The organism is Geomicrobium sp. JCM 19055 (assembly GCF_000698185.1).
Lineage (GTDB): Bacteria > Bacillota > Bacilli > Bacillales > Marinococcaceae > Geomicrobium_A > Geomicrobium_A sediminis.
In genome coordinates this window covers 1-16,129 of the sequence record NZ_BAXL01000001.1, presented here as the reverse complement: position 1 = coordinate 16,129, position 16,129 = coordinate 1, and the positions used below count along the sequence as shown (strand labels likewise).

At 40.8% G+C, this 16,129-nt stretch carries 13 protein-coding genes, 1 tRNA gene, 1 other RNA gene and 4 pseudogenes; 17 read left to right on the top strand and 2 right to left on the bottom strand.

Annotated elements, in window-relative coordinates; genetic code table 11:
- The first annotated feature begins 11 nt into the window (after nucleotides 1-11).
- The 8 genes and pseudogenes from serS to opp4C all read left to right on the top strand — a co-directional run bounded on the left by serS (nucleotide 12) and on the right by opp4C (nucleotide 7,931).
- Complete coding sequence (gene serS, locus JCM19055_RS00090) at nucleotides 12-1,283, top strand: serine--tRNA ligase (protein ID WP_042358024.1); 1,272 nt, start codon at nucleotides 12-14, stop codon at nucleotides 1,281-1,283.
- A 249-nt stretch (nucleotides 1,284-1,532) separates the two neighbouring features.
- Nucleotides 1,533-1,967, top strand: a complete 435-nt coding sequence (locus JCM19055_RS00085) for an Lrp/AsnC family transcriptional regulator (protein ID WP_265181600.1) — start codon at nucleotides 1,533-1,535, stop codon at nucleotides 1,965-1,967.
- Nucleotides 1,968-2,156: 189 nt separating this feature from the next.
- Nucleotides 2,157-3,195, top strand: a pseudogene (locus JCM19055_RS00080) (ABC transporter ATP-binding protein).
- Nucleotides 3,158-4,179: pseudogene (locus JCM19055_RS00075) on the top strand (ABC transporter ATP-binding protein). The pseudogenes JCM19055_RS00080 and JCM19055_RS00075 overlap by 38 nt, the downstream one beginning before the upstream one ends.
- A 92-nt stretch (nucleotides 4,180-4,271) precedes the next feature.
- The gene (locus JCM19055_RS00070) at nucleotides 4,272-4,700 is read left to right on the top strand and encodes a hypothetical protein (RefSeq protein WP_042358022.1); all 429 of its coding nucleotides are present in this window, start codon (nucleotides 4,272-4,274) and stop codon (nucleotides 4,698-4,700) included.
- Nucleotides 4,684-5,979, top strand: coding sequence for an ABC transporter substrate-binding protein (locus JCM19055_RS00065; protein ID WP_042358020.1), 1,296 nt, complete (start codon nucleotides 4,684-4,686; stop codon nucleotides 5,977-5,979). Before JCM19055_RS00070 ends, JCM19055_RS00065 begins: the two co-directional genes overlap by 17 nt.
- A gap of 67 nt (nucleotides 5,980-6,046) precedes the next feature.
- Complete coding sequence (locus tag JCM19055_RS00060; RefSeq protein ID WP_042358019.1) at nucleotides 6,047-6,994, top strand: ABC transporter permease; 948 nt, start codon at nucleotides 6,047-6,049, stop codon at nucleotides 6,992-6,994.
- 48 nt (nucleotides 6,995-7,042) lie between these two features.
- A pseudogene (gene opp4C, locus JCM19055_RS00055) lies at nucleotides 7,043-7,931 on the top strand (oligopeptide ABC transporter permease).
- Nucleotides 7,932-8,040: 109 nt separating this feature from the next.
- Here opp4C and JCM19055_RS00050 read toward each other — a convergent pair.
- Nucleotides 8,041-10,211, bottom strand: a pseudogene (locus JCM19055_RS00050) (malate synthase G).
- 131 nt (nucleotides 10,212-10,342) lie between these two features.
- Nucleotides 10,343-10,864, bottom strand: coding sequence for a hypothetical protein (locus tag JCM19055_RS00045; RefSeq protein WP_042358018.1), 522 nt, complete (start codon nucleotides 10,862-10,864; stop codon nucleotides 10,343-10,345).
- Nucleotides 10,865-11,093: 229 nt separating this feature from the next.
- Between JCM19055_RS00045 and panD the strand changes: the two genes are divergently transcribed.
- From panD to JCM19055_RS00005, 9 genes are all read left to right on the top strand, one after another.
- Entirely contained in the window at nucleotides 11,094-11,477 is a 384-nt protein-coding gene (gene panD / locus JCM19055_RS00040) for an aspartate 1-decarboxylase (RefSeq protein ID WP_042358017.1), read from the top strand.
- Nucleotides 11,478-11,622: 145 nt separating this feature from the next.
- Nucleotides 11,623-11,715 (top strand) — tRNA-Ser (locus JCM19055_RS00035).
- A gap of 46 nt (nucleotides 11,716-11,761) precedes the next feature.
- Complete coding sequence (gene tadA, locus JCM19055_RS00030) at nucleotides 11,762-12,280, top strand: tRNA adenosine(34) deaminase TadA (RefSeq protein WP_265181599.1); 519 nt, start codon at nucleotides 11,762-11,764, stop codon at nucleotides 12,278-12,280.
- 33 nt (nucleotides 12,281-12,313) lie between these two features.
- Nucleotides 12,314-12,579: signal recognition particle sRNA large type (gene ffs, locus JCM19055_RS24950), an RNA gene on the top strand.
- 124 nt (nucleotides 12,580-12,703) lie between these two features.
- Entirely contained in the window at nucleotides 12,704-14,437 is a 1,734-nt protein-coding gene (gene dnaX, locus JCM19055_RS00025; RefSeq protein WP_042358012.1) for a DNA polymerase III subunit gamma/tau, read from the top strand.
- 13 nt (nucleotides 14,438-14,450) lie between these two features.
- Complete coding sequence (locus JCM19055_RS00020) at nucleotides 14,451-14,762, top strand: YbaB/EbfC family nucleoid-associated protein (RefSeq protein ID WP_042358010.1); 312 nt, start codon at nucleotides 14,451-14,453, stop codon at nucleotides 14,760-14,762.
- A gap of 13 nt (nucleotides 14,763-14,775) precedes the next feature.
- On the top strand, nucleotides 14,776-15,372 hold the full coding sequence (recR, locus tag JCM19055_RS00015) for a recombination mediator RecR (protein ID WP_042358006.1): 597 nt from the start codon (nucleotides 14,776-14,778) through the stop codon (nucleotides 15,370-15,372).
- Nucleotides 15,369-15,566, top strand: coding sequence for a DUF2508 family protein (locus tag JCM19055_RS00010; protein WP_042358003.1), 198 nt, complete (start codon nucleotides 15,369-15,371; stop codon nucleotides 15,564-15,566). The genes recR and JCM19055_RS00010 overlap by 4 nt, the downstream gene beginning before the upstream one ends.
- 106 nt (nucleotides 15,567-15,672) lie before the next feature.
- Entirely contained in the window at nucleotides 15,673-15,999 is a 327-nt protein-coding gene (locus JCM19055_RS00005; RefSeq protein WP_081833325.1) for a pro-sigmaK processing inhibitor BofA family protein, read from the top strand.
- Nucleotides 16,000-16,129: the final 130 nt, after the last annotated feature.

Here is a 16,129-nt window from a genome sequence, read left to right as displayed (position 1 = left end):
GAGGTATGGCTATGTTAGATATGAAATACATTCGTCAACATGTAGAAGAAGTAAAAACCAACATTAAGTCTCAAGGTGGCAATCCAGAAGAAGTTGATCGCACCATTACGCTTGATGAGAAACGCCGAGAGTTAATCGTCAAAACTGAGGAACAAAAGCAAAGACGTAACGAAATTAGTAAGCAAGTTGCAGAGAGAAAGCGTGCGAAAGAAAACGCGGATGATCTAATAGCAGCAACAAAAGAAATTGGTCAAGCAATGAAACAATTTGACGAAGAACTACGAGGTGTTGAGGAGGAACTCAACCATTTACTGTTAACAATTCCGAACCTCGTTCATAAAACTGTGCCAATCGGTGAAAGTGAAGAACAAAACGTAGAAGTAAAAACGTGGGGAGAACCTAAAACGTTCGAATTTGAACCGAAGGCGCATTGGGACTTAGCAACAGAGCTTGATATTATTGATTTTGAACGTGCAGCGCGTACGACGGGAAGCCGATTCGCGTACTATAAACGTGGTGGAGCTAGGCTAGAGCGTGCGCTTATGCAGTGGATGATGGACTTGCATGCAGATGAGCATGGGTATATTGAAACGTTACCACCGCAAATTGTTCATCGTGATAGCATGATTGGTTCTGGACAGTTGCCGAAATTTGAAGAGGATGCGTTTGCACTTGAAGATGGACCATATTACTTAATTCCAACTGCAGAAGTACCGGTCGTAAACCTTCACCGGAATGAAATTCTCAGTGGTGACGACCTTGATCTTAAATATGTTGCCTATAGTCAATGCTTCCGCGCTGAGGCAGGCTCTGCAGGAAGAGATACACGTGGAATTATTCGTCAGCATCAGTTCAGTAAAGTCGAGCTGATTATGTATACGAAGCCTGAGGATTCTTACGAGGCGTTAACGAAGTTAACGGGGCATGCGGAACGCGTATTACAAGAACTTGAGCTCCCTTACCGTGTGTTAGATTTATGTTCTGGTGATATTGGATTTACAGCTGCAAAAACGTATGACCTTGAGGTATGGTTACCGAGTTATGGTAGCTATAAAGAAATCTCTTCTTGTAGTAACTGTGAAGACTATCAAGCGAGAAGAGCAAACATCAAATTTAAACGTGAACCAAAAGCACAAGCAGAGTATGTGCATACGTTAAATGGTTCTGGTCTTGCAGTTGGTCGTACGATTGCTGCAATTATCGAGAATTACCAACAAGAGGACGGGACGATTCGTGTTCCGAACGTATTAATTCCATATATGGGCGGTAAAGAAACGATTTAACGATCAGAGCGCACGTTTGTGCGCTCTTATTTAAGATGAAGAAAGTCGTAGTTTAATAATCAGTATTGCGGCTTTCTAAAGAAAATACTTGTATGAAAAAAACCATTGCATAGATTGCCGGCACACCGTATAATAAGTCTAAATTATTCTACGAATTCAATAGAAGATGTACTCTTTTCTAACGATTGCGTAGTGAATATTTAAAATAATATACGAAATCGATGTGATGGGCGAATGGAACTTGATACAATGGATTTTAGAATTTTGGCTCTTTTGCAACAAAATGGAAAGCAGTCGTATAGCGAAATTGCCCGTCTTCTTGATGTTAGCGAAGGGACGGTTCGTTCACGTGTCAATAAGATGCTAAAGGAGGATGTATTTGAATTTATCATTCATACGAATCCGAACAAGGTAGGTTTAAACGTACAAGCCATTATCGGACTTGAAACACGATTAGGAAAGCAAGATTCAATTGCTTGCCAGTTGCAAGGTCACGGCTCTGTACGATTTATCGGTGCGTTTTCTGGTAAACATGATCTAATCATCCAAGCTTACTTCAAAAATAACGATGAGCTCGTCTCATTTGTGAACCAAGATCTATCAGAAATTGAAGGGATTATTAGCGTTGATGTAAACGTTGAATTAAAGCAGTATAAAGATACGTTTTCGTATATTGATCGCTAAGATTGTTACGAATTGTGACAATATAATCTCAAAAATATTAAAAATAGACTAAATAAAACGTTGCATCATTGAAATCCTGCCCTTATAATGTTCAGTAGTTTCATTGTCATTCGTACAAGGGCACTTGTTACGCATTTCTAATTATCTATCAATTCAATAAAGTGTAAAAATACATACAGATTTAACTGAATGGGGGTGCATGCTTTGGGGCAAGAAACAGTTATAGAACTTAAAGACGTAACGACATCATTTTTCAGCCGTAAACAAGAACTAACTGTTGTTGACCGTGTTAGTTTTTCAGTTGAAAAAGGAGAAACAGTAGCAATTGTAGGGGAATCAGGCTCGGGCAAGAGCATGACCTCGCTCTCCATTATGCAACTCGTCCCCGCACCAAATGGTAAAATCACAAACGGGGAAATTATCTTTAATGGTGAAGACTTACTTAAGAAATCGAAAAAAAGATATGCATAAAGTTCGGGGGAACGACATCTCGATGATTTTCCAAGAGCCGATGTCGTCATTAAACCCGGTTTATACTATTGGTGAACAACTTCGCGAACAATTGATGTATCACCAACCTTTCTCGAAACGTGAAGCACATGAAAAAGGAATTGAAATGTTAGAGATTGTCGGTTTTGCCCGAGCTCGTGAAATGATGCGTGAGTATCCGCACCGTTTATCAGGGGGAATGAGGCAACGGGTCATGATTGCAATGGCACTTAGTAATAACCCTAAGTTGCTCATTGCCGATGAACCTACTACTGCATTGGATGTAACCGTACAAGCACAAATTCTCGATTTGATGAGAGGGCTTTCCAAAGACTATGATTCTTCGATCATTCTCATTACCCACGACCTTGGTGTCGTAGCTGAACTTGCACAACGTGTTGTTGTTATGTATGGGGGACAAGTGGTAGAAGAGGCGAAGATTGACGAAATATTTGACAAACCTCTTCACCCATATACAGAAGGACTTTTGAATTCTATGCCGAAACTAAACGAGGCACAGACTCGTCTACAATCTATTCCCGGTTCAGTACCGACACCTGATAACTTCCCTAAAGGATGCCGCTTTGTGACTCGCTGTCCATACGCGATGCAAGTGTGTACGGAAGAACAGCCAACATTACTAGAGAAAGAAACGGGACATAAAGTACGCTGTTTTCTACATGAGGAAGGAGTCGTTAAGGATGGGGACATCGATCGTCGCTCAAAACAAACCCAATGAAAAAATTCAGCATTCTGAAAAAATTCTTGAAGTAAGGAATTTAAAAAAGTATTTTCCAATAAAGGCAGGAGTACTTCAACGTACTAAGGGTTATATCAAAGCCGTAGATGGTATTGATTTTTTTATCAGAAAAGGTGAAACTTTCGGTCTTGTCGGTGAGTCTGGTTGTGGTAAATCAACTGCCGGAAGAACGATTACTCGCTTGTATGAGCCAACAGAAGGAGAAATATTTTTTTGAAGGAGAAAATATTACTTCAAAGAAAGAGAGACACTTGTTCAACTTACGGCGGAATATGCAAATGGTTTTTCAAGACCCTTATTCATCGTTAAACCCTAGAAAAACTGTAGGGACGACCTTAATTGAGCCATTGAAAGTACATCGAATGTATAAGACACATAAGGAATGTAGGGAGTATGCACAATCAATTCTCGAAAGGGTAGGGTTAAATCCATCATTTATCAATCGTTATCCTCATGAGTTTTCAGGAGGTCAGAGACAACGTATTGGTATCGCCCGCTCACTAGTATTAAATCCAAAGTTAATCGTAGGTGATGAACCTGTATCGGCACTGGATGTGTCAATTCAATCACAAGTTTTGAATCTACTGAATGACTTGCAAGATGAATTTGATCTTACTTATCTATTTATTGCACATGATTTAAGTGTCGTTAAGCACTTTTCAGATCGAATTGGTGTTATGTACCTCGGGAATATGTCTGAGGTAGCAAATAAAAAAAGACTTGTACGATGAACCATTACATCCGTATACTCAAGCATTATTATCAGCGGTCCCACGCTCACATCCACGTGAAGTGAAAAAGGAACGTATCTTGTTAAAAGGAGATATTCCTAGTCCAGCTAATCCACCGACTGGTTGTGTATTCCATACACGTTGTCCGTTTGTTATGGATCATTGTAAAGAGGTAATTCCAGAAATGAAAGAAGTACGTCCAGATCATTTTGTTGCTTGTCATTTGCATTAATGAAGCTTTATTCCATATGAGGGGGATCTTTCAACAACGTGAGGTCGTATGGTCGTTCAGAACTTATTATGATAATTTAAGGGGGATTTTAAGTGGTGAAGAAAACACAATGGTTGTTTTTGGTAATGATTTTTGCAATGGGGATGTTGCTTGCCGCTTGTGGAGGTAGCGATGAAGGCGCAGAAACTGGCGCTGATGAAGGAACTGAGCCTGATACAGAAGAAACAGATGGCGACAATGTAGAGGACAGCGACGGTGAGGATGGAGACTCCGCTGCAACTGGAGAACCTGTTGAAGGTGGCGAAATTATTGTTGGTACAGATGGTGAACCGAACGGTTTAACACCTGCTACGGTTTCAGATACAGCATCGCGTGATGCTCATGACCTTGTACATGCTGCCCTTTATCGTCAAACAGTAGAGGGATTTGATGTAGAACCGGATGTTGCAGTTGATTTACCGGAAGTTTCTGAAGATGGTTTAGAGCAAGTTATTCAACTACGTGATGATGTGTTTTTTTAGTGATGGTGAGCAATTAACAGCAGACGATGTTGTCTTCACTGTAGGTATTTATCTTATGGAAGATTATGCAGGTACATCGACGACCTTATTCGAGCGCGTTGAGAATGTAGAAGCAACTGATGAGTATGAAGTTACGTTTACGATGAGCGAACCAGATGCTGCATTAACAGCTTCTTTAGAGCAAGCTCCAATTGTTCCAGAACATGTTCTAGGAGATCTTGAGACGTATGCAGATATCGAGGAGCATGAAGCAAGTACTACAGATGCAGTTATTGGTGCAGGTCCTTATGTGATGACAGACTGGACAGTAGGCCAATATATTAACTATGAGGCACGTGATGATTACCACAATGAAGGACCATATATTCAAAACATTACTTGGCGTGTTGGGGATACAGATGCCCAACTTGCGATGCTACAAGCTGGAGAGCTTGATATTATGAATGCAGCACCGCAAGATGTTGTGACAGTAGAAGCAATTGATGGTTACAACTTGGCAGAAGAGCCACAGTTTGGTTATAACTATATTGGCTATAATCAACGTAATGAATTGTTCGAGTCCGCAGATGTTCGTCGTGCTTTAACGATGGCCATTGATCGTGAAGCAATCATTGAAGGAATTATGGATGGTCACGGAACAGTAGCAGAATTCCCACACAGTCCAGAAGGTCCAATTTATTCTGATGAAATTGATTCGATTCCTTTTGATCAAGAAGGAGCGCTTGAACTTCTTGCTGAAGAAGGATGGGAACAAAATGACAGTGGTCAACTCGTTAACGGTGATGGTGATGTATTTGCATTCAGTCTATTAACGAACTCTGAGGCACTTGTACGTACAGATTGGATCGTAGCAGTACAACAAATGCTTGGAGAAATTGGTATAGAGGTAGAGACTGAAACAATGGAATTTGGTGCTTATTTAGACCGTATTAATCCTCCTAATTGGGACTTCGATGCCATAGCAGGTGCTTGGAGCCTATCACTTGATCCAAATATGGAATCATTGTTCCATTCTAGAAATATTGAATCAGGTCAAAATAACATTGCCTATGAGAGCGAAGAATTTGATGAGTTATCAACAGATAACCGTGCAATCTTAGACGTTGATGAGCGTATGGAAACGTTGCAACAAGCAGCAATGCAAGTAGCAGAAGATCAAGTTTATACGTTTATGTATTATCCAACAGAATTCCAAGCGTATCGAGACAACATTCAAAACCATAGCTACAACTCAAGAGCAGGTCTGTTCCGAGTTCAAGAATGGTGGATTGAGGAGTAAATCTTCATTCAAGAAGTGAAGAGGGGGAAGCCTCTCTTCACTTTTTTTATAAAAGGAGATTTGAATCATGACTACATATATTATTAGAAGGCTATTAATCACAATTCCACTGCTCATTGCAATTTCAATTATTACGTTTGCACTAATGCAATTTGCACCAGGGAGCCCTGCAGTGTTGGATGTCGATCCAAACGTTCCACCTGAGGCTCGCGAGGCGCAAATTGAAGCAATGGGATTAAATGAACCTTTGCCAGTTCAGTATGCCCGTTGGATTAGCGGGGTTGTTACTGGAGACTTCGGTAATTCTTACATTACGAAACGACCCGTTTCTGACATGCTTTTAGAACGATTACCAAACACGTTAATCTTGATGACCGCGGCAACGATATTAGCGATCATTATCGCAATTCCAATTGGTATTATTTCAGCGGTTCGTCAGTATACAAAAACAGATTATGCAATTACACTTGTCTCATTTGCAGGTGTAGCTGTTCCAAACTTTTGGATCGGTTTAATGCTTATCATGTTTTTAAGTGTCCAATTTGGATGGTTCCCTGTTGGTGGTGTACAAACCTTAAATGCAGATTTTAATATAATGGATCGAATACATCATTTATTTTTACCTGCACTCGTTTTAGCCACTGCCGATACGGCACAACTTACTAGGTATACGAGAACGAGCATGTTAGAAGTGAAAAATCAAGATTATATTCGTACAGCGAGAGCGAAAGGCTTTAAAGAAAGTAAGGTAATACTCAAGCACGGTCTTAGAAATGCTTTATTGCCTCTTATTACGTTAATTGCGATTATGTTGCCAACGTTGATTGGCGGTTCAGTCGTTGTAGAGAGTGTGTTCTCATGGCCTGGATTAGGGGATTTATTTATGACGAGTGTTAATCAACGAGATTATCCAGTTATTATGATTATCACGATGTTAACAGCCGTTCTTGTTGTTATCGGTAACCTTATTGCCGACATTCTATATGCAATCGTTGATCCACGGATCGAGTATTAGGGAGGATTAAAGACTATGGACCAATTACAACATCGAAAACTTGAACCTATGACCCCTAATAATAATCATGATAATCTTGGAAAACATCGTTCGATGCTTGGAATATTCGTTGTTAAGTTTTTTCAAAATAAATTAGCGGTTATAGGTTTAGTGATGCTCTTACTCATTATCGGTTCGGCAGTATTTGCACCACTACTTGCACCACATGATCCAAACTATCAAATATTAACAGCTCGTCTGCACGAACCGAGTGCTGAATATCCACTTGGAGCCGATCAACTCGGAAGAGATTTACTTAGTCGTTTACTATATGCTGGACAAATGTCTTTACTTGTTGGTTTTGCTGCAATGGCAAGTGCAACATTTATTGGTGCAACAATGGGAGCAATTGCTGGTTATTTTGGTGGGATTATTGATAGTATTATTATGAGAATTGTAGATATTCTTTTTTTCATTCCCAAACATCTTTCTAATGATTACGTTAGTAGCGCTATTCCGTCCAAGTCCTTTTTGGCTTATTGTTTCTTTTGCCGTATTAGGATGGATGAGTACGGCAAGGTTAATTCGTGGTGAAATGCTATCTCTTAAAAAACGAGAATTCGTACTAGCTGCAAGAACGCTAGGCATCTCGAAATGGCGCATCATTTTTAATCACATCATGCCAAACGCCATTGGACCATTGATTGTTGCAGCGACACTTGCTGTAGGGCAGTTTATTATTGCTGAATCAACGCTAAGTTTCCTTGGTATTGGAATTAGTCCACCAACGGCAACGTGGGGAAATATGTTAACTGCAGCACAAAATTTAACGATCTTCCAAACGGCATGGTGGTACCCGCTTTTCCCTGGTCTTATGATCTTCCTTACCGTTCTGAGTTTTAACTTTGTTGGAGACGGTTTGCGAGATGCACTAGACCCTCGTGTTGTTGAGAAATAAACATCATCTTTCACTTACAATGCTTTGAAAGAAGCGTTGTAAGTGATTTTTATATGGTTAAATTCCTAAATAAAAACCCGTAACTAGCTCTACTAGTTACGGGTTTTTGTTATTTGACGGCTAATTTTTGTTTGGCTTCTTTTCTTCGTTGGTGAAGAATTGGTTCCGTGTAGCCGCTCGGTTGTTCTTTTCCTTTGAAGACGAGATCACATGCAGCTGGAATGCAACAGAGTCTTCGAAGTTTGGTGCCATATTACGGTATGCTGGATCGTCGGCATTTTGTTCATCAACGACTTTGGCCATCCGCTTCATCGTCTCCATTACTTGTTCTTCATTTGTTAAGCCGTGATAAAGCCAGTTGCACATGTGCTGACTAGATATACGCAGTGTCGCTCGGTCTTCCATTAAACCAACATCATTAATGTCTGGAACGGTAGAACAGCCGACACCGTGCTCAACCCAACGGACGACATAACCTAGAATACCTTGTGCGTTGTTGTTCAGTTCTTGTTGAATGTCTTCTTGGCTATACGTCTCTTTTGTTGTTGGGATTTGTAAAATGTCTTCTAAATAATCGGTATGGTCACCTAGTAATGTTTCTTGAACGGATTGAACGTCAATTTGATGGTAATGCATCGCATGCAACGTAGCTGCAGTAGGGGAAGGAACCCAAGCTGTATTTGCGCCTGCGCGTAGTTGACCGCCTTTTTGTTCGATCATTGCGTTCATTAGGTTGGGCATTGCCCACATTCCTTTGCCGATTTGGGCCTTTCCTTGGAAACCACTATTTAACCCGTGTTGGACGTTTGATTTCTCATACGAGTTTAACCATGTGCTTCCTTTCATTGCGGCTTTTGGAATGACAGCTCCTGCTTCCATCGACGTATGAATCTCATCTCCCGTACGATCTAGGAAACCTGTGTTAATAAAGACCGTTCGTTCTTTAGTAGCTTGAATACAAGCTTTTAGATTCAAAGATGTTCGACGTTCTTCATCCATGATCCCTACTTTAAGTGTGTAGCGATCTAAGTTTAGAATATCTTCGATACGATTAAAGAGGCTATTCGTAAAGGCAACTTCTTTTGATCCGTGCATTTTCGGCTTTACGATATAAACCGAACCAGTTCTCGAGTTTTGGAAAGCGTTTGTTTTTTTGAGATCATGGAGTGCAATAAGGCTCGTAATCATTCCATCCATGATGCCTTCAGGTGTTTCATTGTCATGTTCATCTAAAATTGCGTCAGTCGTCATGAGGTGACCGACGTTTCTAATGAATAATAAGGAACGACCGTGCAATGAAATCGATGCGCCATTTGGACTCGTATAATTCCGATCATTGTTTAACTTACGGGTGATCGATTTCCCGTCTTTCTCAAATGTCGTCTCTAAAGTACCTTTCATTAGACCGAGCCAGTTGCGGTAAACGAGTACTTTATCTTCTGCATCTACAGCGGTTACAGAATCTTCGCAGTCGATAATCGTCGTAATTGCCGATTCCAAAATAACGTCTTTAAGTCCAGATAAATCAGATTTTCCGATTGGATGATTTCGATCGATTTGGAGCTCAAGATGGTTGTTGTTATTAAGGAATAATAGAGAAGAAGGGTCTTCTTCTGTTCCATTGAACCCAATGAACTGTGATGGTGTCTTTAACGGGACTTGCTTCGATGCGGTCGTAGCAACGACTTGTTGTTCTAAAATGCTGTAAGATGTAACGTCTTTATGGCTTCCATCTTGTAAAGGCAGTGCTTGATCAAGGAATGACTTCGCGTGATCAACGACTTTCTCGCCTCGTACAGGATTGTATGAAGAACCTTGAGTAGCCCCATTTTCTTCCGAGATAATATCGCTTCCATAAAGAGCATCATATAAGCTTCCGAAACGAGCGTTGGCAGCATTTAACGCATAACGAGCATTGTTAACAGGGACGACAAGCTGTGGCCCAGCTTGGTTTGTAATTTCCGTGTCGACATTTTTAGTTGTAATTTCAATAGGAGCAGTTAGCTCTTCAAGGTAGCCAATGTCTTTAAGGAAATTGACGTATTCACTGGAGTGCTCTTTACCTGAGTTTTGTTTGTGCCAGTCGTTTATCTTCTGTTGTAACGTTTCTCGCTCTTGCAGTAAGCTTTTGTTTTCAGCTTGGTACTCACTGAGTAAAAGATCGTATTGTTGCCAAAAGTATTCAGCAGTAATTCCAGTTCCGGGAATTACGTCTTCATTCACAAATCGGTAAAGTTGATCGTCTATTTTTATATTTCCGACTACTTTGTACGTCATAATTTCCTCTCCTTTAACTTCAAGTTTGTACCTTTAGTGTATCGTCTGTTATTCAATAACGGAAATACATATTTGGAATGAACAATATGCTTGTTAGTTATAGTCGATGTAAAAAAAGACATAACACATTTGTGTTATGCCTTACTTTCTGACTCTGCAATTTCATTCGCTACGTCTTCAGCTTTGCTACGACGAATCACGATTCGTTCGTCAATCTCATAAAAGGTCTGATCTAATGAGCGTTGATCATTTTCATCGATGAGAGCGATAATAAATGGATTTTCTGCTTCAATACTATCTAATTTCCCATCAATGATTTTACTTTGATCATTGATTTTGTCTCCTGTAACAACAGCACCGATGAGTGATCCGATTCCACCGCCTAGTAGAACCCCAAAAGGGCCACCTAGAATTCCAACAACGGCACCGATCATTCCGCCTTTAAACCAGTCGTTGCTATGTTCTTGTTCTGTCGTAAATCCATCTTTATAGACCATATCGTCATTAATGCTCTTTTCAACGACTGCAGCTTGTACAATGCGATGCTCTGGTCCTTGGGAACGCTTTTTAAGCTCAGATAGTGCCTCATATGCTTGACTTTGCTCTGGGAATTTAACAAAAAGTAAGGACTGATTCTCAAGGTCTTTCTTGGCCATTTTATGAGCCCCTATCTTTAATTATAGTGCTATAGTTCCCGCGTGATGAAGTTATAAACATGTAAATGCGATTCGTTTATGACAACTGTGTGATCAGTTATGTATACTAGGCTTAGACAACATCCTTAATAGGAGTTGTACTTTTAGTGAAGAATTGTTTTTTTTCTTTGGCCAAAAACATTTAACTTGGACCATTAATGAAGGAGAAAACCGTTCAAAGGAGTAAGCGATGTACCGTCATATGATGAAGGCCAAATTGCATAAAGCGACCGTTACGGAAGCGAATCTGCACTATGTTGGCAGCATTACAATCGATGAAGATTTACTTGATGCCGTTGATCTTGTCGAAAATGAAAAAGTACAAGTCGTGAACAATAACAATGGTGAGCGACTAGAAACGTATATTATAGCCGGGGAGCGCGGGAGTGGTGTGTTCTGTTTAAATGGGGCTGCCGCAAGACTTGTTCAACCTGGAGATGTTATTATTGTTATTGGGTATACAATGATTGAAGAAGCCGAATGTAAAGGTTATCAACCCAAAGTAGCTATACTAGATGAATCAAACAAGATTGTTGAGCTAACAGGTACTGAACCTGCGCATACGATCAAGTAAGAAGTATATCGTTATGGTAAAATGGGCAGAACAGAGATGTTACGTGCAGTAGAAAAAGTTTTTCAAAAGAAATTCATAAAAACTATTGCATTTCTCTATCTGTCCGTGATACTATAATTTTTGTCGGACACGTTGTATCACACTCGGAGGAGTACCCAAGTCCGGCTGAAGGGAGCGGTCTTGAAAACCGCCAGGGGGTTAACGCCCCGCGGGGGTTCGAATCCCTCCTCCTCCGCCATATTTTTAAAACACGACCTACTTTATGATGAAGTGGTCTTTTTTTTATGTCTAAATTTAAAAGAAAAGAGTTGTTTCATATGGAACAACAAAAACGTGACGAATACTTTATGGGTTTGGCGATTAAAGAAGCGAAAAAGGCGGAAGCGATTGATGAGGTGCCGATTGGTGCTGTCCTCGTTTATGAAGATGAGGTTATTGGTCGCGCTCATAATCGCCGTGAACATGATCAACATACGTTTACCCATGCAGAGTGTATGGCTATTTTGGAAGGGAATCGTGTAATTGGGTCTTGGCGTCTTGAAGAATGCACGTTATATGTAACGTTAGAGCCTTGTCCGATGTGTGCAGGTGCGATTGTGCAAGCGAGGATTCCTCGCGTTGTCTATGGAGCGAAAGATCCGAAGGCGGGTTACGCCGGGACACTCGGCAATGTGCTCCAAGATGAACGTTTAAACCATCAGTGCGTTGTAACCCCTGATGTACTCGGTCATGAATGTAGTGAATTATTAACGAACTTTTTCAAAAAAACTTCGGATGAGAAAGAAATTAAACAAGTCCATTGATTTCTAGTAACTGATCAGATATACTTTAACATGCCGTGCTAGGTGGGGAATTAGCGGTGCCCTGTACTTGCAATCCGCTATAGCAAGACTGAATCCCTTCCCGAGGTTTATGCGCTGCGAGGTCTGCCCTTTGTAAGTAGTGTTGACGTTTGGGTTCTACGCAACGGAAACATGTGAACCCTGTCAGGTCCGGAAGGAAGCAGCAGTAAGCATGACCTTTCGTGTGCCGTGGAGTTGCCTGAATCGAGCCAACTGCTTAGGTAACGCTTGTGGTGCATAGATCGACGGAAGGTGCGCGGTTACATAACATAGCTATTGAAGTCTCTCTTTACTAGAGGGGCTTTTTTCATTTTGAAAAAGACACTTCAAAACAGTATAATAGAAACAAAGCGTCAAAGGACTGGAAAGGAGGGGGCAGAAGCTATGAGCTATCAAGCATTATATCGCGTTTGGAGACCGAAACGGCTCGAAGACGTTGCAGGTCAAAATCACATCACGAAAACATTGCAAAACGCCCTCATCCAACAGAAAGTAGCGCACGCCTACTTGTTTAGTGGTCCGAGAGGAACGGGGAAAACGAGCGCTGCAAAAATTATGGCGAAAGCTGTGAACTGCGAGCATGCGCCGGTTGCTGAACCATGTGATACGTGCGAGGCTTGCAAAGGGATCCAGAGTGGAGCGGTCGTTGACGTAATAGAAATTGATGCAGCGTCGAACAATGGTGTAGATGAAATTCGCTACATTCGTGATAATGTCATCGCAGCACCTCGAGATGTAAAGTATAAGGTATATATTATTGACGAGGTTCACATGCTCTCTACAGGAGCATTTAACGCATTACTGAAAACACTCGAAGAGCCTCCAGCTCATGCGATCTTTATTTTAGCAACAACAGAATCTCATAAAATTCCGTTGACGATCATCTCAAGAACACAACGATTTGATTTTAAGCGAATTGGCCCGGAGACATTAATCAAACGTATGTCTTACATTCTTGAACAAGTAGGAGCAGAATGTGAAGAGGATGCTTTACACCTTATTTCTCGAGTAGCAGAAGGCGGGATGCGTGATGCATTGAGTCTGCTTGATCAAGCATTATCATTTTCAGAAGATAACACGATTCGTACAGACGATGTGCTTGCAATTACTGGAGCGGTATCTCAAGGTTTCTTGGCGGACGCTGTAGGGGCTATTATTGATGGAGATGCTGAAAAAGCCGTTCAAGCTGCGGATGCATTAATTCGAGAGGGGAAAGATCCTCTTCGTTTTATGGAAGACTTAATTTACTATTTACGTGATTTAATGCTTTATAAAACCGCACCGTCTCTTAATACACTATTAGATCGTGTTCAAGCTGATGATGCATTTGTATCGATGGCAGAGCGAGTGGAGAGTACATGGGTGTATGATAGCATTGAACGTCTTCACGGAGAGTTACGTGAAATGAAAGGATCATCTCATCCGAAGATTTTTCTTGAGATGGCGTTAATTCATGCAGCGAAAGCAGGCGGGAGTACAACCGCACCAGCGTTTGACCAAGGTGAAGTATCTCAACTTAAAGAGCAACTATCCCAGTTGCAAAAAGAACTTCATTCTGTGAAAACACAATCACCTGCAGCTTCTGGAGAAGAACAACATCAAAAAGCTCCTCCGAAACGAAGGCCACAGCCAACGGCACAAAACGGGGCGTCCGTTAAACAAGCCGCACGAATGCTTCAACAAGCATCAAAAGAAGAGCGAGCGAAAGTTGAAAGCAAGTGGGCAGATGTCTTGCGCACGATAAAGCAAGAAAGTGTTCCTGCTTCTGCGTGGATCAATGATGCAAAGCCGGTAGCTGCTAGTACAGATGCAATGATTCTCGTTTTTCAAAATGAAATGCATCGTGGAATGATCGATGACAAATTTCGAACATTGACGGAAAGGGCTATTGCATCTAATAATGATCATAGCTACCAAATTATTACGCTTTTAAATCATCAATGGGAAGAGCTCAAATCGAACTTTAGATCTAACCAATCTGATGAAGATCAGAACTCGACGCAAGAAACAGAGCAAGCAGAAGTGAAAGAGGAAGAAGATCGCCTAATTACAGAGGCGCATAAACTTGTCGGTGAAGAGTTTGTGCATGTCATTGACGACTCGCCGTCCAATTCTTAAGGAGGATTTTACGATGAAAAACATGGGTAACATGATGAAGCAAATGCAAAAAATGCAAAAGCAAATGGCTGAGGCGCAAGAGAAACTAAAAGAAAAGACGGTTGAAGCAACAGCTGGAGGCGGGGCAGTTAAAGTGGTTGCTTCTGGGGATAAGCGTATCTTGGAAGTTATCATGGATGAGGAAGTTGTCGACCCTGAAGACGTAGAAATGCTACAAGACCTCGTACTTGCTGCAACAAATGACGCTTTGCAACAAGTAGACAAGCTTGTTGAGGAAGATTTAGGTAAGTTCACGAAGGGAATGAATATTCCTGGCCTAATGTAGGAGGAATGAATTCGTGCAATACCCTGCACCGATTTCTAAGTTAATCGAAGGATTTATGAAATTGCCAGGCATTGGTCCAAAAACGGCGAGTCGCTTGGCGTTTCATGTTTTGAATATGAAAGAAGACGACGTTCTTGAATTTGCAAAGGCACTCGTCAATGCAAAGCGAGATCTCACGCATTGTTCTGTTTGTTACTATATTACAGATAAAGACCCTTGCTTGATTTGTGATGATAGTCAGCGGGATCGTTCAGTCATCTGTGTTGTCGAAGACTCTAAAGATGTGATGGCTCTTGAGAAAATGCAAGAGTATCGTGGTCAATACCACGTTTTACATGGAGCCATCTCACCAATGGATGGTATTGGGCCTGAAGATATACGCATGTCAGAATTAATTAAGCGTCTGCAAGATGATACAATTAAAGAAGTTATGGTTGCCACAAACCCTTCAATAGAAGGAGAAGCAACAGCGATGTATTTATCAAGAATGATTAAACCAACAGGAATACGTGTAACAAGACTTGCTCATGGCTTACCTGTCGGTGGAGATTTAGAGTATGCAGATGAAGTGACACTGTCTAGAGCAGTGGAAGGACGTCGAGAACTTTGAAGCTAAAGAAAAAGGTTTATAAACGAGAAAAAGCACGAATCTACCATTTACTTGAACAACAAAAAGAAAAGCTTCATAGACAGAAGAAACATATGGAGAAAAGTATCGATCCAAGTCATGAAGCACTCACGTATGTGAAAGTAGAAGAAGCGAAGTATCGTTTATATTTAAAAGAAGCGAGAAGAATGACGTAAGAAGAGCCGATTCCAAGGTTCTTCTTTTTTTTATTAGAAATAAGGAAAGTCTAAACGAGTACAAGCATACAATGGTGAAAACTAGAAAGAAGAAGGGGATATAAACATGGAACCCATTGTACTTGTATCAATTATTGGAGTGGCAGTTTTTATATTAATGTTTGTAGGAGCTTCGTTAAAACCAGTGAAATGGATTGGTAATGGAGCGATCCGATTGGTATTAGGGGCAGTTGCTTTGTTTCTTATAAACTTATTCGGAAACTTAGCTGGTATTCACATGCCCATCAACCTATTCACAGCTTCTATCGCCGGATTCCTTGGTATACCAGGGTTCTCATGCTTTTTGCCGTTCATTTTTTCGTGCTTCCATTCTAAAAATAGGAGCACGAATATTTTTTTAAAAAAAATATTACTAGATTTGTTGACAGTCTAATAGAACCCTGATAATATACTAAGAGTCGCCGCAAGAGATCACGAAACACAAACGATCACAACGAAAACTTTTAAAAAAAAGTTGTTGACGCGGACGACAAGAGATGATAAGATAATAAAGTCGCTGTCAC

Excerpts from the sequence above, each read along its gene's own strand:
- serS (WP_042358024.1), top strand. The coding sequence starts at position 12 with ATGTTAGATATGAAATACATTCGTCAACATGTAGAAGAAGTAAAAACC.
- JCM19055_RS00085 (WP_265181600.1), top strand. The coding sequence starts at position 1,533 with ATGGATTTTAGAATTTTGGCTCTTTTGCAACAAAATGGAAAGCAGTCG.
- JCM19055_RS00065 (WP_042358020.1), top strand. The coding sequence starts at position 4,684 with ATGATGTGTTTTTTTAGTGATGGTGAGCAATTAACAGCAGACGATGTT.
- JCM19055_RS00060 (WP_042358019.1), top strand. The coding sequence starts at position 6,047 with ATGACTACATATATTATTAGAAGGCTATTAATCACAATTCCACTGCTC.
- JCM19055_RS00045 (WP_042358018.1), bottom strand. The coding sequence starts at position 10,864 with ATGGCCAAGAAAGACCTTGAGAATCAGTCCTTACTTTTTGTTAAATTC.
- panD (WP_042358017.1), top strand. The coding sequence starts at position 11,094 with ATGTACCGTCATATGATGAAGGCCAAATTGCATAAAGCGACCGTTACG.
- tadA (WP_265181599.1), top strand. The coding sequence starts at position 11,762 with ATGTCTAAATTTAAAAGAAAAGAGTTGTTTCATATGGAACAACAAAAA.
- dnaX (WP_042358012.1), top strand. The coding sequence starts at position 12,704 with ATGAGCTATCAAGCATTATATCGCGTTTGGAGACCGAAACGGCTCGAA.
- JCM19055_RS00020 (WP_042358010.1), top strand. The coding sequence starts at position 14,451 with ATGAAAAACATGGGTAACATGATGAAGCAAATGCAAAAAATGCAAAAG.
- JCM19055_RS00005 (WP_081833325.1), top strand. The coding sequence starts at position 15,673 with ATGGAACCCATTGTACTTGTATCAATTATTGGAGTGGCAGTTTTTATA.